General features: G+C 65.9%; 15 protein-coding genes. 6 read left to right on the top strand and 9 right to left on the bottom strand.

Annotation, left to right across the window (positions count from 1 at the left end; translation table 11 throughout):
• Window positions 1–17: 17 nt before the first annotated feature.
• Window positions 18–692: a TetR/AcrR family transcriptional regulator gene (locus tag K7G82_RS17685; RefSeq protein WP_222991228.1), complete on the bottom strand. Its 675-nt coding sequence runs from the start codon at window positions 690–692 to the stop codon at window positions 18–20.
• 227 nt (window positions 693–919) lie between these two features.
• Between K7G82_RS17685 and K7G82_RS17680 the strand changes: the two genes are divergently transcribed.
• The 4 genes from K7G82_RS17680 (at window position 920) to K7G82_RS17665 (ending at window position 8277) form a co-directional block, all read left to right on the top strand.
• Window positions 920–2311 (top strand): MFS transporter, encoded by a 1392-nt coding sequence (locus tag K7G82_RS17680; protein WP_222991227.1) that lies wholly within the window; start codon window positions 920–922, stop codon window positions 2309–2311.
• A gap of 14 nt (window positions 2312–2325) precedes the next feature.
• Entirely contained in the window at window positions 2326–4566 is a 2241-nt protein-coding gene (locus K7G82_RS17675; protein WP_222991226.1) for a TonB-dependent receptor, read from the top strand.
• A gap of 71 nt (window positions 4567–4637) precedes the next feature.
• Window positions 4638–5864 carry a metal-dependent hydrolase family protein gene (locus K7G82_RS17670; RefSeq protein WP_222991225.1) on the top strand — a complete coding sequence of 409 codons (1227 nt, stop codon included), beginning with the start codon at window positions 4638–4640 and terminating at the stop codon, window positions 5862–5864.
• Between the two features lie 31 nt (window positions 5865–5895).
• Window positions 5896–8277, top strand: coding sequence for a S9 family peptidase (locus K7G82_RS17665; protein ID WP_222991224.1), 2382 nt, complete (start codon window positions 5896–5898; stop codon window positions 8275–8277).
• Window positions 8278–8514: 237 nt separating this feature from the next.
• Here the strand turns inward: K7G82_RS17665 and K7G82_RS17660 are convergent, their stop codons facing one another.
• Window positions 8515–10077, bottom strand: coding sequence for an aldehyde dehydrogenase (NADP(+)) (locus tag K7G82_RS17660; protein WP_222991223.1), 1563 nt, complete (start codon window positions 10075–10077; stop codon window positions 8515–8517).
• 232 nt (window positions 10078–10309) lie between these two features.
• Between K7G82_RS17660 and K7G82_RS17655 the strand changes: the two genes are divergently transcribed.
• Both K7G82_RS17655 and K7G82_RS17650 read left to right on the top strand, forming a co-directional pair.
• Window positions 10310–11443 (top strand): dipeptidase, encoded by a 1134-nt coding sequence (locus tag K7G82_RS17655; protein WP_222991222.1) that lies wholly within the window; start codon window positions 10310–10312, stop codon window positions 11441–11443.
• Window positions 11444–11447: 4 nt separating this feature from the next.
• Complete coding sequence (locus tag K7G82_RS17650; RefSeq protein WP_222991221.1) at window positions 11448–13208, top strand: CocE/NonD family hydrolase; 1761 nt, start codon at window positions 11448–11450, stop codon at window positions 13206–13208.
• Between the two features lie 154 nt (window positions 13209–13362).
• On the opposite strand, the gene K7G82_RS17645 is transcribed toward K7G82_RS17650, so the two are convergent.
• The 7 genes from K7G82_RS17645 to K7G82_RS17615 form a co-directional block, all read right to left on the bottom strand.
• Complete coding sequence (locus K7G82_RS17645; protein ID WP_222991220.1) at window positions 13363–15777, bottom strand: CehA/McbA family metallohydrolase; 2415 nt, start codon at window positions 15775–15777, stop codon at window positions 13363–13365.
• A 20-nt stretch (window positions 15778–15797) separates the two neighbouring features.
• A complete protein-coding gene (locus K7G82_RS17640) occupies window positions 15798–17222 on the bottom strand; it encodes an amino acid permease (RefSeq protein ID WP_425517286.1) in 1425 nt (474 codons plus the stop codon).
• Between the two features lie 109 nt (window positions 17223–17331).
• The gene (locus tag K7G82_RS17635) at window positions 17332–17988 is read right to left on the bottom strand and encodes a GntR family transcriptional regulator (RefSeq protein ID WP_222991218.1); all 657 of its coding nucleotides are present in this window, start codon (window positions 17986–17988) and stop codon (window positions 17332–17334) included.
• Window positions 17989–18003: 15 nt separating this feature from the next.
• Window positions 18004–19278 (bottom strand): NAD(P)/FAD-dependent oxidoreductase, encoded by a 1275-nt coding sequence (locus K7G82_RS17630; RefSeq protein WP_222991217.1) that lies wholly within the window; start codon window positions 19276–19278, stop codon window positions 18004–18006.
• Window positions 19275–20270: a 4-hydroxyproline epimerase gene (locus K7G82_RS17625; RefSeq protein WP_222991216.1), complete on the bottom strand. Its 996-nt coding sequence runs from the start codon at window positions 20268–20270 to the stop codon at window positions 19275–19277. Before K7G82_RS17625 ends, K7G82_RS17630 begins: the two co-directional genes overlap by 4 nt.
• The gene (locus K7G82_RS17620) at window positions 20270–21193 is read right to left on the bottom strand and encodes a dihydrodipicolinate synthase family protein (RefSeq protein WP_222991215.1); all 924 of its coding nucleotides are present in this window, start codon (window positions 21191–21193) and stop codon (window positions 20270–20272) included. The genes K7G82_RS17625 and K7G82_RS17620 overlap by 1 nt, the downstream gene beginning before the upstream one ends.
• A gap of 288 nt (window positions 21194–21481) precedes the next feature.
• Window positions 21482–22045, bottom strand: coding sequence for a TetR/AcrR family transcriptional regulator (locus K7G82_RS17615; protein WP_222991214.1), 564 nt, complete (start codon window positions 22043–22045; stop codon window positions 21482–21484).
• Window positions 22046–22102: the final 57 nt, after the last annotated feature.

Raw genomic sequence — 22102 nt, 5'->3', positions numbered from 1 at the left:
GTTGGGGAGGGCTGCCATCACCCAGAACATTCCGGACGACCAGGGGCGGAACCGAAGCCGGGTGAGCGCGCCTCGACGCTTGTCATGTCCGTATCCTGATCGAGGAACTGTTCGACGATCGATAGCCAGTCGGACAATTGCTTCCGGAACGCCTCGGGGCGATCGTAGAGAACGGTCTGGACACCCATTCCCCGCAGCAGCGACATGGTGAGGTTGACCACGATCCCGACATTCGGAGCCGAAGCCGTGTCGTCGGACTGGATCACCCCGAAGCAATCGTCGATCTGCCGGTGGAAACGTTCGGTGACGGGCGACAGCACATTGCGTAATTCGCCATCGGTGCGTGACGCGACGATCAACTCGATCGTCACCGCGAACAGCCGGTTGGAGAAATAGGTTTTCCACAAGTGGCGGAACACCGCCGAGGGCTTTTGCTGGCGCTTGCGGATGCGCTCGGTCTGCGCGGCCAGATCCTCGATCATCGCATCGAGCATCTCGGTGAAGGCGGCCTGCATCAGCAGGCTCTTCGTCGGGAAATGATGCATCTGGGCGCCGCGCGATACGCCCGCGCGCTCGACCACCTGATCCATCGTCGCACCGGCATATCCCAATTCGGAAACCGATTCGATCGCGGCCGACAAAAGCTTGCGGCGCGTTTCCCGGCTGCGCGCCTGTTGCGGCCGCGCCGGCACGGCGCGTTCCGTCTTCCGCTTTTTTTCCTTGAGTGCAGTCACTTGGCGAAGGGTCCTGTGCGAACGGGCGTCGGGCGGGAAGGTGCCTAGCCTAGCCGGTATCCGTCGCACATACGAGGCCCGGCCAAAAGCAATCTGGTCAGATTGTTTTTGGTTGGACATCGCCGCAACAAATCTGTAATCAGAATCAATCTGATCAGATTGTTTTGTCGGGTGATGGGGGATTGATGCCGGGAATCGGCGCTCAGGAAAGGCGGGAAGACCAGGCGATGCTCGCTTCCGAGCGATTCGTCGAAACCGTTCCCTTTTCCCGCTTCCACCGCCGGCTGCTGCTGATCGGCGGGCTCGGCTACTGGTTCGATGCGCTTGACGTCGGCATCGTCGCCTTCGTCCTGCCGGTGCTGATAAGCCAATGGTCGCTGACCGGCGGCGAGGCGGGCGTGATCGCCGCGGCCAGCTCGATCGGCGGTATCGTCGGTGCGCTGCTGGGCGGCGCGATCGGCGATCTGCTGGGGCGGCGCGCCGTGATGTTCGGCGGGCTGGCGGTCTATTCGCTGGCGACATTCGCCACGGCCTTGTCGACCAGCTGGCTGGGTTTTCTGGTGCCGCGGATCATTGCCGGCGCGGGCACGTCGGCGGAAAGCGTGATCATCGCGCCATATCTGTCCGAATTCGCGGCGCGGCGCTTCCGGGGGCGTTTCGTCGGGGCGATCACCGGCTTCTTCTCGTTCGGCTTCGTCAGTGCGGCGGTGCTCGGATATCTTCTCGTCCCGTCTTTCGCCGAAGGGTGGCGCTGGGCGTTGATCGTCGCGAGCTTGCCGATCTTCATGCTGCTATGGTGGCGGCGCCGGCTGACGGAGTCGCCCGTGTGGCTGGAGGGCAAGGGCCGCGGCGCGGAGGCGCATGCGATCTGCCGCGGCATTTCGGCCGAAGTGGCGAAAGAGGGTATCGCCGCGCCCGTTCCCGATCAGGCGGTGTTCGCCCGGGCGGCCATCGGCGAGGATGCTCCGCGCGGCGGCATCACTCCACTGTTCGCCGGCGGCCTTATCCGTTCCACGATGCTCGCCTGCATCATCTGGGCGGCGATGGGCATCTGCTATTATGCCTTTCTCACCTGGATCCCCAGCCTGCTGGTCGCGCGTGGATTCACGCTCGCCAACAGCTTCGGCTTTTCGATCCTGATCTTCGGCGCGCAGATCCCGGGCTTCTTTTCCGCCGCGTTGCTCAACGACCGGATCGGGCGGCGGCGCGTGATCACCCTGTATCTTTCGGGCGGGGCGCTGGCCGCGCTCGGGCTCGCCGTCGCGACCGATCCGGCCGCGATCGTCGTCGCCAGCGTGCTGCTCTCGTTCGCGATGAACGGCGTCTATGCGGGGCTCTACGCATTCACGCCGGATCTTTTCCCGCCCTCCTCACGCGCGAGCGGTCAGGGGCTCGCTGTCGGCATTTCGCGGGTCGGCGCGATGGTGTCGCCCATATTGGTTGGCCTGCTCTACCCCAGCGTCGGTTTCCTGGGGGTGTTCGGCGCGACCGTGACGATCCTCGCCATCGCGATCCTCGCGATCCTCTTCCTCCGTCCGTCCGATACCCGGGCGGCGGCCTTCAACAACGAAAAATGATCAGGGAGTCCTTCATGTCCAAGTTGAATCCGTTCTTGCGTACATCGTTCCTGGCGCTGACCGCGGCGCTCGCGCAGCCGGCGCTTGCCCAGTCCACCACCGCCGAGGTCGCCGACCAGGGCGCGACCGACATGGGGGACATCGTCGTGACCGCGCAGAAGCGCGAGCAGTCCGTCAATCGCGTGCCGCTGGCGATCACCGCGGTCGAGGGCGGAAAGCTGCTGAGCCAGGGTGTCGTTGGCGTGAAGGACCTGAACTCGATCGCGCCGAACCTGCAGATCCGCACCGTCGGATCGAACAGCTTTGTCGGCCTGTCGATCCGCGGCATCTCCAACGCCAGCTATGCGCTGAATGCCAACCCTGCGGTGTCGACCTATATCGACGGCGTTTACGTCGACATGCCGGCGGGTCTGGCCAATGTGATGTATGATCTGCAGCGCATCGAGGTGCTGCGCGGGCCGCAGGGCACGCTGTACGGGCGCAACGCGACCGGCGGCAACCTGAACATCGTCACCGCCGATCCGAAGTTCGAGTTCGGCGGCTCGGCCGATCTTTCCTATGGCAGCTTCGATGATGTGCTGGCGCATGCCGCGGTCAACGTTCCGGTGTCGGACACGCTGGCCGTGCGCTTCTCCGGCTTCATGCATCGCAGCGACGGCATGTTCGATACGCAGGGCACCACCGCGCGCAACTACGGCGCGGCCGACGATTTCGGCGGTCGCGCGACGTTGCTGTGGAAGCCGAGCCCGTCGCTGACCTGGCGCCTTTCCTATGACGGTTTCGCGATGCGCGGCACGCCGGGCCTGAGCATTGCGACGAACGATGCGGTGAAGCCGGTCAACGGCCTGCCGATCTTCGAGCAGCCGACCACGGGCGATCCCGAGCCGCTGACGCGTCTGCAGAGCCACACGATCCGTTCGCGGCTGGACTGGGAATTCGCCGATCATCTGACGCTCAGCTACATCGCCGGCTATCAGCGGCTGAAGATGCATTATGCCTGGGCCAGCGCGGGCGAAATTCCGAGCGATCGGGCGCCCAGCTATCAGCAGGAACTGGCGTACAAATCGGAATCGACGTCGCACGAAATCAATCTGAGCTTCAGCAATTCGTGGCTGACCAACGTGGCGGGCGCGACCTATTTCCGGAACGACATTCCGTATCTGTTCGTGGCGTCGCGCTATCCGATCACCGGCCGCTTCAGCCTGCAGGCCGCGAATGACGGCATTTCGAAGGAAAGCTGGGGCATCTTCAACCAGTCGACGGTCAGCGTGACCGACGCGCTGCGCATCACCGCCGGCCTTCGCTACAGCGACGACTGGCAGTCGATCGCGGCGGCGACGACGGTGTCCTGCTCGCTGGCCGCGAACCCCACCATCCGCCTGCACGACGTGCTGTCGATCACCCCGCAGACCACGGGCTGCAATGCGCCGACGACGTCGAATTTCGCCGAGGAGACCTCGTCGAAGGTGACGTGGCGTGCGGGTGTCGAATATGATCTCGCCCCCGGCACCATGGGCTATGCGACGATCGCCACCGGCTACAAGCAGGGCGGCGTGCAGCCGAACGCGCCGCTGGTGTTCGGCCGCACCTTCCGTCCGGAGACGGTGACCAATTACGAAGCGGGCGTGAAGGGACGCGCTTTCGCCGGAACGCTCAACTATCGGCTGGCCGGCTTCTATTCCGACTACAAGGATCTGCAGGTCTTCCAGTATATCGCGCTGGGCGCGACGAGCACGACGGTGACGTCGAATGCGGGCGCGGCGCGCATCTATGGTCTGGAGTTGGAAGCCGATTGGTCGCCGACCCCGAACGACCGCATCAGCAGCTTCCTGACCTATACCAACGCACGCTACACGCGTTTCGACAATGCGGTGGATTCGCGCACCGGCGCGATCGTGCCGAGCCTGGCGGGCAATATGCTGCCGCTCGCGCCCGACTGGACCTTCCGCATCCAGTATGCGCATGATTTCGAACTCGCCAATGGCGGCCGGATCACGCCGCAGGCGACGTTCTTCACCCAGTCGACCAGCTATACCCAGGCGATCAACGCGCCGGCCTATCGCATCCGGCCGTTCACCCGCAGCGACCTGAACCTCACTTATGTCTCGCCCAACGAGAATTGGACGCTGTCGGCCTATGTGTTCAATCTCGAGAACCACATCATCAAGAACAACGACTATTCCGGCACCAATCTGGTGTTCAGCGATTTCCAGCCGCCGCGCACCTGGGGGGTGCGTGTCGCGGTGAAATATTGACGGCTCGGCTTCCCGCCCTCGCCCAGTGCGGACGAGGGCGGGCCTTGCGCGAATCCCCGGGGGACGATTTCTTGACGAAGACGGTTTTCACGAATTGCCGCATTTTCGACGGCATTGATGTCATCACCCAATCCGGGACGGTGGTGATCGAGGGCGGACGGATCGCGCGGGTCGATATCGCGGGCGGCGGCGAAACGGACGGCGACGTGATCGACGCGGCCGGCATGACGCTGATGCCCGGCCTCATCGACGCGCACGTCCATGTCTATGCTTACGAGGCGAATCTGATCCGCAACGATTCCGCGTCGATGGTCGCGCGGACGCTGCATGCGGAACAGGTGATGCAGTCCGCATTGATGCGCGGTTTCACCGCGCTGCGCGATGCGGGCGGTGCGGATCGCGACCTGGCGGATGCGCTCGATGCGCGGATGTTCGATGGGCCGCGGCTCTTCTACAGCGGGCTGGCGCTCAGCCAGACCGGCGGGCACGGCGACTTCCGCGTCCCCGGGCTCCGGCTGTGCGGCTGCGGCTATACCGGCGCGATCAGCACGATCGCGGACGGCGTCGACGAGGTGCGCAAGGCGGCGCGCGAACAGCTGCGCTGGGGCGCGTCGCAGGTGAAGATCATGGCATCGGGCGGGGCGGCGTCGCCCTCCGACCCGATCTGGATGGTGCAATATACCGAAGCCGAAATCGCCGCCGCCGTCGAAGAGGCGGCACGATGGGGCACATATGTGATGGCGCATGCCTATACGCCGGAGGCGATCAGCCGCTGCGTCCGGCTGGGCGTCCGCACGATCGAGCATGGCAACCATATCGATGCGGCGAGCGCCGCCGATGTGGCGGCGCACGGCGCCTTCGTCGTGCCGACGCTGTCCACCTACAACTCGCTGATCGCCAATGGCGCGGCGCATGGGTGGAGCGAGGATCTGCTCGACAAGATCCGGACGGTCCAGGCCGCCGGACTGGAATCGCTGCGGATCCTGCGCGATGCGGGCGTGGCGACGGGTTTCGGCACCGATCTGCTCGGCGCGATGCATGTCGATCAGTGCGACGAATTCGCGATCCGCGCGCAGGTGCTCGATCCGATCGATATCCTGCGATCGGCGACGTCGGTGAACGCGAAGATCCTTCAGAAGGGGGATATGCTGGGCCGCATCAAGGTTGGGGCGACTGCCGACCTGATCCTGGTCGACGGCGATCCGACCACCGATCTGTCGGTGTTCACCGCCGACGGTGCGAACATTCGTACCGTGATGATCGAGGGGGCGGTGCGCAAGCCGTTCGCGGCGCGATGAACGATCTGGTCTGAAAAGGGGAGTGTTGTCGGTGGATCGATCTGTGGCACGATGCGCGCTGGCGATGATCGCCGCGCTGGGCTGTTCGCCGGCGACGGCGCAGGAGCGACCTGACCTCGCTCCGGCTGAGCGTTTCACCTTCGACCGGATCACCGGGACGGTGGCCAATGCGGACATCGTGACCCACTGGATCGCGGGCAAGGACAGCCTTTGGTACAAGCGGACCGACGCGAATGGCGACAAGGCGTTCGTCCTCGTCGATGCCGCGAGCGGACGCGCGAAGCCGGCGTTCGATCATGCCCTGCTCGCGCGCGGCCTGTCGGCGACCCTGCAGCGGCCCGTTGCGGCGAATGCGCTGCCGTTTGATGATTTCCGCTATTCGGCGGACGGCAAATCGCTGGCGATCGATGTGGGCGGCAAGCGCCTGCGCTGCGCGATCGTAAAGGGAACATGCGATACGCTGCCTTCGGCCGCCGGGGAATCGGTTTCGCCCGATGGTCGCTGGATCGCCTTTGTTCGCGACCATAATCTGTGGGTGCGCCCGGCGGATGGGGGTGAAGCATTCGCGCTGACCACCGACGGTATCCGCGATCATGCCTATGCCGGTACCAGCGGCGATACCATGTCGGCGGTGACCCAGCAGCGTTCGGGCGTGCCCGGAATGCCGGCGGTGCTATGGTCTCCGGATTCCAGCAAGCTCGCCACCCAGTGGATCGACGAACGTGAGGTCGGTGAATACCACCTTGTCGAATCCATTCCGGCGGATGGCAGCCTGCGGCCCAGGCTGTACAGCTATCGCTATCCCTTGCCCGGCGACAAGGCTGTCGCGACCGCGCGGATCGTCATGTTCGATCTCGCCACGCGCAAGCGCACCGACGTCGCCGCCGAGCCGTTGATCGCGGCATATTGGAACCCGATCCAGGGCGGCCAGCTCTGGTGGTCGAAGGACGGACAGCAGCTCTATTTCCTCAACCGCGATCGCTTCTATCGCGAGGTCGGGCTGAACGTGGCGGACAGCGGCACGGGCGAGAGCCGGCGAATCCTCTCGGAGAAGGGCGATACCAACCTTACGATCAACTGGTTCCGCGAAAAGCCGCTGGCGCGCACCCTGGCCAATGGCGACGTCATCTGGTTTTCCGAACGCAGCGGCTGGGCGCATCTCTATTATTATCGCAAGGACGGCACGCTCCGGAATCCGATCACCTCCGGCGCGTGGCTCGTGCGCAACGTGCTGGCGGTTGACGAGGCGGCACAGCGCGTCTTTTTCAGCGGCCTTGCGCGCGATCCTGCGCGCCAGCCCTACGACCAATATGTCTATTCGGTGAAGTTCGACGGCAGCGATCTCAGGCTGCTGACGCCCGAGGACGCTGACCATGTCCAGATGGAGCCGAGTGTTTCGGTTGGCGCAAACCGTGCGGTTTCCGCCGATCCCGCGGAGTTGCCCGCGCGCGCGACCTTTTCCGCGAGCGGCCGCTATTTCGTCGACAGCTTCTCCCGCCCCGATCTGGCGCCCAGGCTGGTGCTGCGCCGCGCGGACGGCACATTGGTGCGGATGCTGGAAACGGCGGACGGGGGCAAGGCCTTCCGGACGGGGGCACCCTTGCCCGAACCGTTCAGCACGCTGGCGGCGGACGGCCGGACCCGGCTGTACGGCACGATGTTCAAGCCGAGCGATTTCGATCCGGCGAAACGCTACGCCGTGGTCGAGCTGAATTACCCCGGCCCGCAATCGGTGATCAATTCGCGTTATTTCACCTCGGCCTTTTCGAACAGGATCGGTACCCAGGATCGCCAGGCGCTGGCGGAACTCGGCTTCATCGTCATCACCATGGACGGCCGCGGCGGCCCGTTCCGTTCGAAGGCGTTCTGGAACGAGTCCTATGGCCGGATGGGTACGGCCGGCACGCTGGAGGATCATGTCGTCTCGCTGAAGCAGCTCGCCGGATCGCGGCCATGGATGGACCTGGATCGTGTCGGCATCTTCGGTCACTCGGGCGGCGGCTATGCATCGGTGCAAGCGATCCTGACCTATCCGGACGTCTACAAGGTGGCCGTGGCCGGAGCGGGCGACCATGACCAGCGCATATATCAGGCGATGTGGAGCGATCTCTACAACGGCCCCGATCTGAAAGGACTGGACGCGACGGTCACCCCCGATCTGGCGGCGCGGCTGAAGGGCAAGCTGCTGCTCGTCCATGGGGAGATGGACGACAATGTCCATCCCGCCAGCACCATGCGGCTGGCGGATGCATTGATGAAGGCCGACAAGGATTTCGACATGCTGATCGTGCCGGGAACCAACCATCTGCTGGTGGACCCCGGCAACCCGTCGGACACCGTCACGCGCTATCTCCAGCACAAGCGGTGGGCTTATTTCGTGGAGCATCTCGGCGGACCGAAAACATCGGAATGAGGTTCGCGGCAAGACCGGAATATCGTCCGGTCTTGTCTTGGGCGGTCAAACGGGGCCGATCGGGCGATGGTGGCTGGGTGGTGTCAATCCCGTACCAACCGCTCTCCACATGGCGGCTTCGCTCTGGATTCGCGTGTCATTCATCGCCGCTGACAGTGGTTGGGCAGGCATGTCTATCGCCTTGATACAAGTGCCAGCGGCCGAGATCGCCGCCGATGCGATCGGAAAGCGGCGGGATCAGCGAGTGAGTTCGCCGTCCACCAGTCTCGGCAGTCCGAGCGGATTGCCGTCACGGATCGCGTCCGGCAGCAACGCGTCGGGCAGATCCTGGTAGCAGACCGGGCGCAGGAAGCGCTCGATCGCCGCGCTTCCGACCGAGGTGCTTCGCGGATCGGAGGTCGCGGGCCAAGGGCCGCCATGAACCATGGCGTGCGCCACCTCCACCCCGGTCGGCCAGCCATTGGCGAGGATGCGGCCGGCCTTGCGCTCCAGGATCGGGAGCAGGGCGCGCGCCGGTTCGGCGTCGCCCTCACCCAGATGGAGCGTCGCGGTCAGCTGCCCTTCCAGCGTGCGCAGCACACGCGCGATCTGGTCCAGGTCGCGCGCGCGGACCACCAGCGAGGCCGCGCCGAACACTTCATGGACGAGTTCCGGATTGGCGATGACCGCATCGGCGTCGGTGGTGAACAAAGCGGCCTGGCCGCGATTGCAGCCGTCCGGAGCTCGGCCGCGTCCCACCAGCGCCGCGCCGGCGCTCAGCGTCTCGACGCCTCTCTCGAAAGCGACATGGATCGCCTGGGTGAGCATCACCTGCGGCTGTGCTTCGGCGAGCGCCGCCGATGCCGCCGCGACGAAGCGGTCGAGATCCGCGCCTTCCACCCCGAACACCAATCCGGGATTGGTGCAGAACTGTCCCGAGCCCATGGTCAGTGATCCGACGAACGCCGTGCCCAGTGCCTCCGCCCGCTCGGCGAGCGCGCCGGGCAGCAGGATCACGGGATTGACGCTCGACATCTCGGCATAGACGGGGATCGGTTCGGGGCGCGCCTGCGCGATGGCGACGAGCGCGAGGCCGCCGTTCCGCGATCCGGTAAAGCCTACCGCCTTGATCGCCGGGTGCCGCACCAGCGCCGCGCCCAGATCATTGCCGGGTCCCTGCACGATCGAGAATATGCCGCGCGGCAGGCCGCATGCGGCGATGGCCATGTCGATTGCGCCGGCCACCAGCAGCGAGGTGCCTGGATGCGCGGGATGCGCCTTGACCACCACGGGGCAGCCGGCCGCGAGCGCCGTCGCAGTGTCTCCGCCGGCCACCGAAAAGGCGAGCGGGAAGTTCGACGCGCCGAACACCGCCACCGGCCCGACCGCGATGCGCCGCTGCCTGAGGTCGCTCCTCGGCAATGGTTGCCGCGCGGGGAGGGGACTGTCGATCACCACGCCCGCCCAACGCCCGGCGCGCAGCACCTGCGCGAACAGGCGAAGCTGCCCGGTGGTGCGGGCGCGCTCGCCCTCCAGTCGCGCACGGGGCAAGCCGGTCTCCTGCATGGCCCGCTCGACAAGCGGCTCGCCGATCGCTTCGATATGCGAGGCGACTGCTTCGAGAAAATCGGCGCGGGCTTGAGGGCTTGTTTCGCGAAATGCATCGAACGCGGCATCAGCGGCGGCGCAGGCGCGATCGACATGGTCGGGGCCGCTGACATGGAATTCCCCCTCGATCGCCACCCCCGCCGCGGGGTTGCAACCCTGGAATCTCCGCGCGGTGGCAATCCGCTCGCCCGCGATCAGAAAGCGTCCGTCCATCTCGTCCTCCAGCCTTACCTGTCAGCGCCCTGACAAATCCGGCCGGCCGGCGCCACCCCATTAATTTTGGTGCGATGAAGTAGGGCGTCTATCCCTTTTTGTCCGCATGCCATCAAATATGCATCAGAAGGGCTGGTGCTTGGCCCCAGCTTTACTGCGTTGCCTCACGCGCCTTCGCTCACCCATTAAGTTCGGAAAGGAAAATGCGGCAGCAGCGACAGGGAGGCACATCATGACGATGAACAGGCGCGAACTCATGCAGGCGGGCGGGGTGATGGCGGCGCTCGCATGGGCGGCTCCGGCGCTGGGCAAACTCTCGGATATCGAGCCGCTGTTGAAGGACGCGGAGGCGCTTTACCGGGAGTCGATCGTCATCGACATGCTGTGCGACGAGACTCGCGACGCCGAAGGCCTGGCGCAGATCAAGCAGAGCGGCCTGACCACGATGAGCACGACGCTCGGCGTGCGCCGCCCGGAAAATCCGCGCGGCAGCTATATGATGAACGGCTTCACGCTGGAAAACGGCGTGGCCGACTGCGTCGCCTGGCACAAGTTCATCAAGGACAACAGCGCTGTCCTCGCCCCCGCGCGCTCGGCCGCCGACATCCGCCGCGCCAAGGCGGAAGGGAAAACCTCGGTCATGCTCAATTTCCAGAACTCGCCGATCGACGGCGAACTGGACAATATCGACATGTTCCACGGCCTCGGCATCCGGGCGATGCAGGTCACCTACAACGAGCGCAACCTGCTCGGCGACGGATCGACCGAACGCACCAATGCGGGCCTGAGCGATTTCGGCATCGCCGCCGTGCATCGGATGAACGAAGTCGGCATCCTGGTCGATTCATCGCATTCGGGGCCGCAGACCACGATGGATGCCATCACCTTCTCCAAGCGTCCGCCGATCATCTCGCACTCCAATGCCGGCGCGCTCAACGAGCATCCGCGCACCAAGTCCGACGAGATCATCATGGCGCTCGCGAAGAAGGGCGGCGTGATGGGGCTGACCACGGTGAACACCATGGTGAAGCGCGAATTCCCAGTGACCGCCGAGCATTGGCTCGACCATGTCGATCACCTGGTGAAGCTCGTCGGCATCGATCATGTCGGTTTCGGCACGGACACGCTGATCCGCGGCTGGGCGACCGATCTCAAGCTGAAGGACGAATTCCTCAAGGCCTATGGCGAGCCGCACTTCAAGTCGAGCTACCGCTTCCGCTATCCGTTCGGCACCGAAGGCATGAACGACGCGAAGAAGTGGCACTTCGCCACCGCCGGCCTGATGAAGCGCGGTTACAAGACCGCCGATATCCAGAAGGTCCTGGGCGGCAACTGGCTGCGCATCATTTCCGACGTCGTGGGCTGAGGGTGTGAACCGCCGGGAGCTGTTGTCCGCCGCGTCGGCCGTCTCGCTCGCCGCGCTTCCCGGCGCACGGGCTGCGGCGCAAGCCTTCAGCCCGCAGATCGGATATCGGGTGCGGATCCCGATGCGCGACGGCGTCCATCTGGGCGCTACGCTCTATCGGCCGCGCGGCCTGGACAAGCCGCGCCCGGCGATCTTCTCGCACACACCCTACACCGCCGATCTCTACCATCCCGAAGGCGCGTATTTCTCGTCGCACGGCTATCCCTATCTCGCGGTCGACATGCGCGGCCGCGGCGATTCCGAAGGCGATTTCGCGCCCTTCGGCAGCGAGGTCGAGGATGCCCACGACATCGTCGAATGGATCGCGAAACAGCCCTTCTGCAATGGCAAGGTGGCGACCAACGGACATAGCTGGGTGGGCTACACCCAATGGGCCGCGGTGCGCGGCGGGGCCACCGGCCTCGCCACCATCGCACCGCTGTCATCGCCCTGGGTCGGGCTGGATTTCCCGATCAACAACAACATCTTCTACGCCTTCGCCGTATCGTGGCTCACGCATGTCGACGGCCACACCCAGCGCAACACGATGATGCGCGACGGCATGTATCAAGTCACCGAACAACTGCGGTTCCTGGAGTCCGGCCTGCCGTTCCGCCGGATGGACGAATTCTACGGCCTGCAATCCACGACCTTTCAGCAATGGGTGAAGCACCCGCGGCAGGACGAATATTGGGACGCGCGCAATCCCACGCCCGAGCAGCTCGCGAACCTCACCATCCCGGTGCTGACCATGGCGGGCTATTTCGACGGGGATCAGCCGGGCGCGCTGGAATTCTACCGGCAGCACACGAAGCTCGCGGGCGCGAAGGCGGACCATTATGTGGTGCTCGGCCCCTGGGGGCATGATCAGGTGCGCAAGCCCGAGACCGATTTCCTGGGCATCAAGGTCAGCCAGAACAGCGTGATCGACGCGCTCAAGCTTCACCGCGACTGGTTCGGCTGGACGATGGACGGCGGCGCGAAGCCGGAGTTCCTGAAGAAGCGTATCAGCTATTTCGCGATGGTTGCCGACGAATGGCGCTATGCCGATACGCTGGAGGGTGTCACCGCGCGCTATGAGACGCTGCACCTGAATTCCAGCGGCAACCCGAACAGCGCCTATCGCGCCGGCACGCTCGGTCCGACGCCCGCCGCGAAATCGACGCCGGATCATTATGTCTACGATCCGCGCGACCTGAGCGCGCTCCACGCCCAGCTGGCGCAGACCCAGTCGCATCTGGTCGATCAGACCGCCCTGCTCACCGACAAGGACGACAAGCTGATCTACCAGACCGCACCGTTCGAACAGGATACCGAGGTCAGCGGCGTCTTCAGGCTGGCCGCCTGGATCGCGCTCGACCAGCCCGACACCGACTTTTCCGTCTCGATCCACGACATAGCGCCCGACGGGACAAGCATGTTCATGACCGAGCAGCGCTGGCGCGCGCGTCATCGCGAAGGCCTGCGGACAGAAAAGCTGATTCGGACCAAGGCGCCGCTGCGCTACGATTTCGACCGGTTCAGCTTCGTCTCGCGCCTGATCAAAAAGGGCAATCGGCTGCGCCTCGTCGTGCAGCCGCATCAGGGCTTCGCCTGGCAGCGCAATTATAACAGCGGCAAGCCCGTGGCGGACGAGACCATGGCCGATGCGCGCACCGTCACGGTGCGGCTCTTCCACGACGCCAAACATCCCAGCACGCTCAGCGTGCCCATCGGGGCGGGATAAGCGTCAGTCCGGATCGAACGCGAAGCGGCAGCGGCTGGAGCGATTTGTCGTTCGATGGAACCATCGAGCGACTCGAAAATCGTGATTGAACAAATACCTAGGGCGGGCGATCCACTTCCGTCGAATCACAGCCTGCGCCAGACGGATCGCATCATCATCGAGCCAATTCCATCAGCCGCGCGCGTCCCTCCGCGAAGCGCGCGCGCAGCTTGGCGGTCGGTTCTCCGCCATAGCCCTGCTTCAGCCGGGCGTCGGCGACATCCATCCAGCGCAGCAGGTCGCTCGCCGCCGCCTGCGAAGCCGCGGGATCGCGGCTGCCGCGTGCGCCAAGCCAGATCGGGGCGCTGTGCGCGAACTGATAGCTGTCCTGAGACGGCCATGCCGGTGCGCCGCCGCGGATCCGCGCGGCGATCCAGCCGCCCATGGGCACGTCGATTTCGCCCGCATAGCGGCCGCTGCCCTCCAGCGCGCCATAGCTCCGGACGACGCGGCCATTGACCAGGATCTCGACATGATCGACGGGTGCCGTGGTGAAGGCATCGATCGCGAAGGGGATGCGCCGGCCGCCTGGAATCGCCGCGCCCGGCCCTGCGTCGCCCGCGGTGAAGTCGATCATCGGTCCGTTGGTCACGAAGCTTCGGCCCGCTCGTACGGCGTCGAGGAAACTGGCCATGCCGAGCGGCTCCCTGGGCTTCGCATAGACCCGCGTGGAGCCCACCGCCATGGTGCGGTGGAGATTGTGCATGGTGTCGCTGCCGCCGGTCGGCGCGATGGTCAGGCCGAGATTGAGCAGCCTGTACCAGAGCTCGGCGGTGCCGAGTTCATCGGTCCAGAGGCAGGCCAGTTCGATCGCGTCCACCTCGCCCGCCAGCGCATCGGGTACCAGTTCGAGAGGGATGCCCGCCGGCGGACCGCTCTGTGGGAAGGGGTCGCGCGCTATCACGGGATGGACGTAGATGTTCATGCCGCCATGCGCCCTCGCGAAGCGCAGTGGCGAGCTGTTGGCCAGATCGAGCCGTTCATAGGCGGCGGGATAGCCCGGGCCGAAGAAGAAGGGCGTATGCGGCGCATCGGCACCGATCACCCCGATATGCCCGAGAAAGTGCGAGCGCACCTCCTGCGAGAACTTCACGAACGGCCGCTCGGTCCGCTGCCAGCCCCAGAAGCGCACATCGGTGAGTGCTGTCTGGAGATTGGCGAGCATGGGAGTCGAAACGTCCAGCGCCTCGGCGCGCATCGCCGATACGAGATCGTCGGGCTCGAGCTGGAACGGCCCGCCATAGTTGAGATGACTGTGGAGATCGCCGCTGAACCAGCCACGGCCCGCCGCATCGAAGGCGGGTTTCGGCAGATCGATGTCGATCGTCACATTCTCGCCCGCGCGCAAATTCCGGCGCGTCGTGACTGCTCCCTCCAGCCCGTGGCTCGCGATGATCGCGATCTCGCCCGCCGGCAGCTCGATCGTCGCGGCGCCCTGTGAATGGAAGGAGATGCGGCCATGCTGGCCGTCGAATGTCGTGTTGCCGATCTCGGGCGCGGCGGGGTGGCCGGCGCCGTCGACCACCGCGAGACGCGCGGGCAGGGCGGCGCCGTCGCGACGGGTGCGGATCGTGACGCGCGCGGTTGGTGCCCCCATGGTCCAGGAAAGCGGCGTCACCTCTTCCGCCGGACCGCCGGTGACCGCCACGCGATACAGCCTGAAACGCTCGTCGCGATCAGGCTGGACATACCAGATGCCGTCGCGGCCCCAGGCGGGCGTGACAGGATAGGTGGCGTCGTTCGCCAGCCGCAACGTCTCGCCGCCGTCCGCGTTGGAGACGAGCAGCTGGGTGCGGTCGTCGCCCGCCAGCGGCGTCAGCGCGAAGCTGCGGCCATCGGGGCTGGCCGAGATGCGCAGCTGCGGCGACAGGCCCTCGCGGCGAAGGATTTTCGTGCTGCCGTCCGCGAAGGACAGCATCTCCACCGTATCGGACAGCAAAGTGGGTTCCGAAACATAGACGAGTCCGCCGGTGACCGGCTGAGGATTGATCTCCTGCCCCTTGGCGGTGGTCAGCCTTGTTTTTGCGCCGGAGGCCAGATCGATCCGCCAGATGTCGAGATCGCCAGCCTCGGCGGAGCTGTAATAGACGCCCTTGCCGTCGGGAGAAAAGGCCGGGTCCAGCTCGATCGTGGGCGTATCGACGAGGACACGCTCGCGCCCGCTCGCCACGTCGAGCAGCCACAGGCCGGTGTCGCGGCCGCTGTCACGCATGAACGCGATGCTATGGCCGTCGGGCGACCATGTGGGGCGTGCGTCGACGGACGCGCCGCGGGTGACCCTGCGCGCCTCGCGCGTGGCGATGTCCATGATCCACAGCCAGCCGCGCGCTGCGAACGCCACGCTCTTGCCGTCGGGCGAGGGTGCCGGATCGGTCGGTGAGGTGGCGAAGGTCGGAAGATTATAGCCTTCGAGATAAACCTGCAGCGGCAGGGTGGAGACCCTGGGGTAGCGGTTGATCCATTCGGCCGACGCCGATTGGGGTACCGCCAGCGCCAGCGCGCACACGGACATCATGATCGACCGGTGCATATTCCGCTCCGGCGACCGCGTCATGCCGGATGGTCATTCTTCGAACCGAGCGCGCTGCGCGTGCGGCTGTAGAGCACATAGAAAGCGATGCCCGCCACATTCCAGATCGCGAAGCGCGTCAGCGTGTGGGTGGGCAGGCTGATCAGCAGATAGATGCAGCCGAGCGTCGCGAGCGTGCCGATCAGATAGGGCTGCGGGCAGCGGAACACGCGCGGCAGATCGGGCGCGCGACGACGGAGCACCATCATGCACACCGCCACGGCGATGAACGCCACCAGCGTGCCGGCATTGGCGAGTTCGGCGATTTCGTCCAGCCGGAAGAAGCCCGCCACCACCGCCACGAACACGCCGGTCACCGCGGTGATCGTGGTCGGCGCACCCGAGCGCGGCGATACGCGGCTCAGGAAGCGCGGCAGCAGCCCATCGCGCGCCATCACGAAAAAGATGCGGCTCTGTCCGTACATCATCACCAGGATCACCGAAGGCAGGGCGATCAGCGCCGCCAGCCCGATCGCCCAGGCGGCGAAGGGATGGTCCAGCGAGCGCAGCACGAATGCCAGCGGCTCGGCCGATGTGCCGAGCTGGAGATAGTTCACCGCGCCGATCGCGCTGACCGCGACGAACATGTAGATCAGCGTGCAGACCGCCATCGATCCCAGAATGCCGATGGTCAGGTCGCGACCGGGATTGCGCGCTTCCTCGGCGGAGGTCGCTACCGCGTCGAAGCCGTAAAAGGCGAAGAACACGATCGCCGCGGCGGCCATTACGCCGCGCGTCTTGCCTTCGATCACCTCGCTGCCGAAGCCATAGGGCATGAAGGGGGTGAACTTGTCGGCATCGAAGGCGGGCAAGGCCAGTGCGACGAAGGCGGTGAGCGCGGTGAGCTTGATCGCCACCAGGATGATGTTGAAGGTCGCGCTCTCGCGCGTGCCTGCGATCAGCATGCCCGCGATCGCCAGCGCCACCGCCACCGCGGGCAGATTGACGATGCCCCCGGCATGCGGCCCCGCCAGAATCGCCGGCGGCAGATATATGCCCAACGACTGCATCCAGCCGACCAGATAGCCCGACCAGCCGACCGCCACGGTCGAGCAGGCGAGCGAATATTCGAGGATCAGGCTCCAGCCGACGATCCAGGCCAGCGTCTCGCCGAGCACGGAATAGGTGTAGGTATAGGCGCCGCCCGACGTCGGCATCAGCGTCGCCATCTCCGCATAGGCAAGCGCCGCGCAGGCGCACACCACGCCAGCCACCGCGAAAGCCAGGATGATCGCGGGACCCGCGCGCTCGGCACCGACGCCGGTGAGCGTATAGATGCCGGTGCCCACGATCGCGCCAACGCCCAGGCCGACAAGATGCGGCCAGCTCAGTGTCTTGCGCAGTCCGTTCTCGCCATCGGTCGCGATCTCGATCGGCCTGCGCGGCCCCAGCCAACTTCCTGCCACGCGACGCTCCCCTGTCCGATTGACCATGGCGCCGGTGCGCCTGCGACCTTGTTATACCGTATACGAAATACGACAAGTCAAAATCGCAAGCGGGGGAGGTCGTCGGCGGTCAGCTTTTTCCGCGCTGGGAGAGCTGTCCGCGCAGATCGACGACCGTCTTCTTGATGTGCGCGTGCATCAGCTTCGCGACCGCCTTGTCACGGGCCAGCCACAGCTTCAGAATCTCGTCATGCTCGCTGTTGGCGCGCTCATCGCGGCCCAGCGGTTCGAGATGCTTGCGCACATAGCGCTCGCTCAGCACATGCAGACGTTCGAGCAGGATCGTGGTGATCGCCTGGCCCGATGGGCGGATCAGCGCGAGGTGGAATGCCCGGTTGAACGCCCCGACGCCGTCGCCATGCGCGTTGGTCACGTCGTCGAGCGCGGCATGCGTCGCGATCGCGTGCTGCCGGTCTTCGTCGGTCGCGCGCTTGGCGGCCAGCGCGACCGTGTCCGGCTCCAGCTTCAGGCGGAGCGCATAGACCTCCTCGGCTTCGGCCGCGTCAAGCGAACGGACGAAATAGCCCCGGTTGATCTGGTTGCGGACCAGCCCTTCCTGCTCGAGCCGGGTCAGCGCCTCGCGCAGCGGGATCTTGCTGACGCCGAGCTCGGCGGCGAGCGCATCTTGCCGGATCGGCTGATCGGGCGAAACCGAGCCGTTCAGGATCCGGTCGCGGACCAGGTCGACGAGTTGGTCGGAAAGATTACGAATGATGAGGCCTGACATGGTTCATCCCGTATATCATATATTTGTTCCTTGCGAGCGCGCTCGCCCGAAGCGGGCCAGGGCGAAGGGGGACAGGTTCAACGTGGCGGTTTCGTTGCAAATCATCGCGCCGACCGCCTCGCCGGTCACTGCCGCCAACGTCAGTCCCAGATGCTGGTGTCCGAACGCGTAGGCGATGGCCGGCCGGTCGCGGAGGCGGCCGATCGCGGGGAGATAGTCGGGCAGGGTGGGACGGGCGCCCATCCACTCGCTCGTCCGGTCGTGGAACCCCAGTCCCAGCGCCTCCGCATGAGCGCGCAGCCGCGCCCATTTGCGACGGTCAGGCTGGCGGTCGCCGCGCGCGAACTCGACGAAGCTCGCGGCACGCAAGCCATGCGCGAACCGGGTGACGATCATCGAGCGGTCCTCGAACACGATCGGCGGCATGCCGGCCGGCCATTCGGTGGTGGTGGTCTCGATGTGATAGCCGCGCTCGGAAATCAGCGGCGCGGAAACGCCCAGCGGCGTCAGCAGCGCGGCCGAGGCCGCGCCCGCGGCGACGAGCACGAGATCGGCGGCCAGCTCGCCGCCATCGTCGAGCATGACCTGCGCGGCCGTCTGCCCCGACAGCCGCACCGCACGGCCCATATGCCGCTCTCCGCCCAGGGCATGGAATCGGGCCTGAAGCGCCTGGCCCAGCGCCGCCGGATCGGTGATCTGCCCGGTGGCGCGAAAGCGGAGTGCCCCTGCGATCCGGGGGCGGACAAGGCGCTGCAATCCGGCGAGTTCGTCGGCGGGCACGTCCTCCAGCGTCGCCGTGCCGATATCCGCCGCGTGCCAATGCGCCCGTCCCGCCTCGGCGCTGGCTGCGCTCTCCCACACCACCAGATGCCCATCCCTGCGCAACAGGCCGGGATGGCCCGTATCGGCAAGCAGCCGCTCCCAGGCGGGCATCGCATGGGCAAGTGCCGCGCTCAGCGCCGCCTTGCCATGCGCGAACCGGGTCGGGGTGCTTGCGCGGAGCAATTTCAGCACGAAGGGCAGCCAGGTCGCCGCATCACCGGGCGGCAGCGCCAGCGCACCGCCGCGCATGAACAGGCGCCTGGGAACGCTGCGAATGGCCGCGGGCGAGGCGAGCGGTTCGACCTGCTCGGTCGCGATATGCCCGGCATTCCCCCAGGATGCGCCGCGCCACGGTTCGTCGGGCGCAACGATCGTCGTCCGCATGCCGCGCCGCTGGAGCGCAATCGCACAGGCGAGGCCCACGACGCCGTTGCCGATCACGATCGTCGTGGCGGGCGCCGCGTTCAAACGACCGTGAACCCAGCCCAGAACGGATCCTCGCGGTCGATCCAGATCGTGTTGTAACCTGTCGCGATGGCGGACCCTTCGATCGAGGGTATGATCCCCTCGATACCGCCCACCTTCGCCGACGCCTCGACCTGGCCGATGAAGCGGCTGCCGATATAGCTTTCGTGGACGAAGCGGTCGCCCACGGCCAGTCTGCCGGTCGCGGCGAGATGCGCCAGCCGTGCCGAAGTGCCGGTGCCGCAGGGGCTCCGGTCGATCGCGCGCTCGCCGTAGAACACCGCATTGCGCCCGTCGGCGCCCTCGCCCTTCGGCGTGTCCGCCCACAGCACATGGCTGACGCCGCGGATGCTTGCCTCTTCTGGATGCACCGGCTCATAGACCTCGCGCACCATCGCGCGGACGACGCGGCTCAGCTCCACGATCCGCGCGGCGCCGAGATCGTCCAGCCCGGTATAGGCGCCCTGCGGCTCGATGATCGCATAGAAATTGCCGCCATAGGAGACGTCGATCGTCAGCGGCCCGAAGCCGGGGACATCGATCGCGATGCCGCGCTGGGCGACATAGGCCGGCACGTTGCGGATCTTCACCGAACGCACCCGGTTGCCCTCTTGGGCGTAGGCGATCTCGATCGTCCCCGCGGGCACCTCTACCGTCAATCGTCCTGGTTCGCGCGGCTGGATCAGGCCGTTTTCCAGCCCGAAGGTGATCATGCCGATCGTACCATGGCCGCACATCGGCAGGCAGCCGCTGGTCTCGATGAACAGGATCGCGGCATCCGCGTCGCCGCAGGGCGGATAGAGAAAACCGCCCGACATCATGTCGTGCCCGCGCGGCTCGAAGCAGAGGCCGGTGCGGATCCAGTCGAAGCGCGTGAGAAAGTCCTGCCGCCGTTCGGCCATGGACGAACCGCGCAGCAGGGGCGCCCCGCCCGCCACCAGGCGGACCGGGTTGCCGGCGGTATGCCCGTCGATGCAGAAGAAACTGTGGCGCATCAGGCTGCGATGGCCTCCCTGAGTGTGGGTCGGGTGCGCGCGGCTTCCTCGACCATCGCGATCACCTCGGCGCGCCGCTCGCCCGCCAGCGGCAGGCGCGGCAGGCGCACCCGCTCCGATCCGCGGCCCATGATCTCCTCGGCCAGCTTGATCGATTGGACCAGGTCATGCTCCGCGTCGAGGTGCAGCAGCGGCATGAACCAGCGATAGATCTTGCGCGCTTCCTCGATATCGCCGCGGTAGAAGGCGGCGACCAGCGCGACCGATTCCTGCGGAAAGGCGCTGGTGAGGCCCGACACCCAGCCCGACGCGCCGAGCATCAGCCCTTCCAGCGCGACATCGTCGAGACCGGCCATCACCGAATAGCGGTCGCCGTAGCGGTTGAGCAGATCGGTGAAGCGGCGTGTATCCGGCGCGCTTTCCTTCACCGCCACTATGTTCGGCACCGCCTCCAGCGCATCGAGCGTCGCGAAATCCACGCTCACGCGATAGGCGGGCGGATTGTTGTAGAGCATGATCGGCAGCGCCGTCGCCTCGGCCACCGTGCGGAAATGCGTGCCCAGCTCAGCGCTCGTCGGCACATAGACCATCGCTGGCAGCACCATCAGCGCATCGAGGCCGATCTTTTCGGCTTCCTTCGCATAGGCGGCGGCGCGGCGTGTGGTGAACTCCGAAACCCCCGCGACCAGCGGCACGCGTCCGCCGACCGCCTCGACGCCGGCGCGCAGAACGGTCAGCTTCTCGTCCGGGTCGAGCGAATTATTCTCGCCGCAGGTGCCCAGCAGAATCAGTCCGTCGACTCCATCGTCGACCAGCGCGGTCAGCACCCGCTGGGTCGCATCGAGGTCGATCGATCCGTCTTGCGAAAACTGGGTCGTCGCGGCGGGATAGACGCCCGACCACAATGGATTTTGAGCCGCCACTGAAATCTCCTTCAAACCAGGAACTTCGTCCGGACGCTGGCCCTGTCTCGGGCCGCGATCTTGACTCCACTCCTCAGCGCAGTATCGTGTTTAGTATACGATCTACGAATGATCAATCCCGTTCGCGCCCAAATGATGCGGATGTTTCGCATCGCGGCTCGTCGGGTGGGGGTGAGCGGCGGAAAGGTTCGCCGCGGGTGGACGGGAGATTCGATGGACAGGGGCCGTCTTGCGCGATCGGGATCCGCTGCCGCGTTGCGGGCTGCGGGTTCGCGCGGCTGGCGGTCTTCAGTCGTCCTGGGCCTTGTGGCCCAGCGCATCCATCGCCGACGCGATGATCATGTCGCGCCATTCTTTCTGAAGGCCCATCTTCACCGCCATCCGGGCGGTGAAATTGGCACCTGCCAGCGCGGTGAAGGCGCGCGTCAGCCGTTGCATGTCCGGCGCGGTCAGGTCGACGCCCATCACGACCAGCAGGTCGAGGCCGAGCTTCGTCAGGCGCGGGTTGTCGCCGATCTGTTCGCGCGACAGATAATGTCCGAACTCTGCCATGCCCGGCCATTGATAAGCGAAGTCGACCGCGCCTTCGACAAGTTCGCGATCCCTCTCGATGCCCGGCGCGAATGTGCGGACATGGTCGAGTCGCTCGCTCGTCTGCGCCTCGTGTTTCACCATCACCGCGTCGAACAGAGCCTGCTTGCTGGAATAGTGATGAAGCAGCCCGGCTTTCGAATATTTCAGTGCCTCGGCGATTTGCTGGATCGAGGTGCGCGCGAAGCCGTGCCGGGCGAACAGCCCGGCCGCGCAGTCGAGGATTTCGTCGTCGATCTCGGATTTGGTCTGTCTCGGCATTGCCGTCCGCCTTGCCACCGAACGGACCGGCGGCACACAAATTTCTTGCGCCAGTCC

Source organism: Sphingomonas colocasiae (genome assembly GCF_019880585.1).
GTDB lineage: Bacteria > Pseudomonadota > Alphaproteobacteria > Sphingomonadales > Sphingomonadaceae > Sphingobium_A > Sphingobium_A colocasiae.
Note: the sequence above shows the minus strand (reverse complement) of the source record. Positions and strands in the feature narration are given on the sequence as shown.

Bases quoted from the DNA above. Each gene is read 5' to 3' on its own strand.
- K7G82_RS17660 (WP_222991223.1), bottom strand. From the start codon at position 10,077: ATGGACGGACGCTTTCTGATCGCGGGCGAGCGGATTGCCACCGCGCGG.
- K7G82_RS17625 (WP_222991216.1), bottom strand. From the start codon at position 20,270: ATGCGCCACAGTTTCTTCTGCATCGACGGGCATACCGCCGGCAACCCG.
- K7G82_RS17645 (WP_222991220.1), bottom strand. From the start codon at position 15,777: ATGCACCGGTCGATCATGATGTCCGTGTGCGCGCTGGCGCTGGCGGTA.
- K7G82_RS17675 (WP_222991226.1), top strand. From the start codon at position 2,326: ATGTCCAAGTTGAATCCGTTCTTGCGTACATCGTTCCTGGCGCTGACC.
- K7G82_RS17635 (WP_222991218.1), bottom strand. From the start codon at position 17,988: ATGTCAGGCCTCATCATTCGTAATCTTTCCGACCAACTCGTCGACCTG.
- K7G82_RS17680 (WP_222991227.1), top strand. From the start codon at position 920: ATGCCGGGAATCGGCGCTCAGGAAAGGCGGGAAGACCAGGCGATGCTC.
- K7G82_RS17615 (WP_222991214.1), bottom strand. From the start codon at position 22,045: ATGCCGAGACAGACCAAATCCGAGATCGACGACGAAATCCTCGACTGC.
- K7G82_RS17655 (WP_222991222.1), top strand. From the start codon at position 10,310: ATGACGATGAACAGGCGCGAACTCATGCAGGCGGGCGGGGTGATGGCG.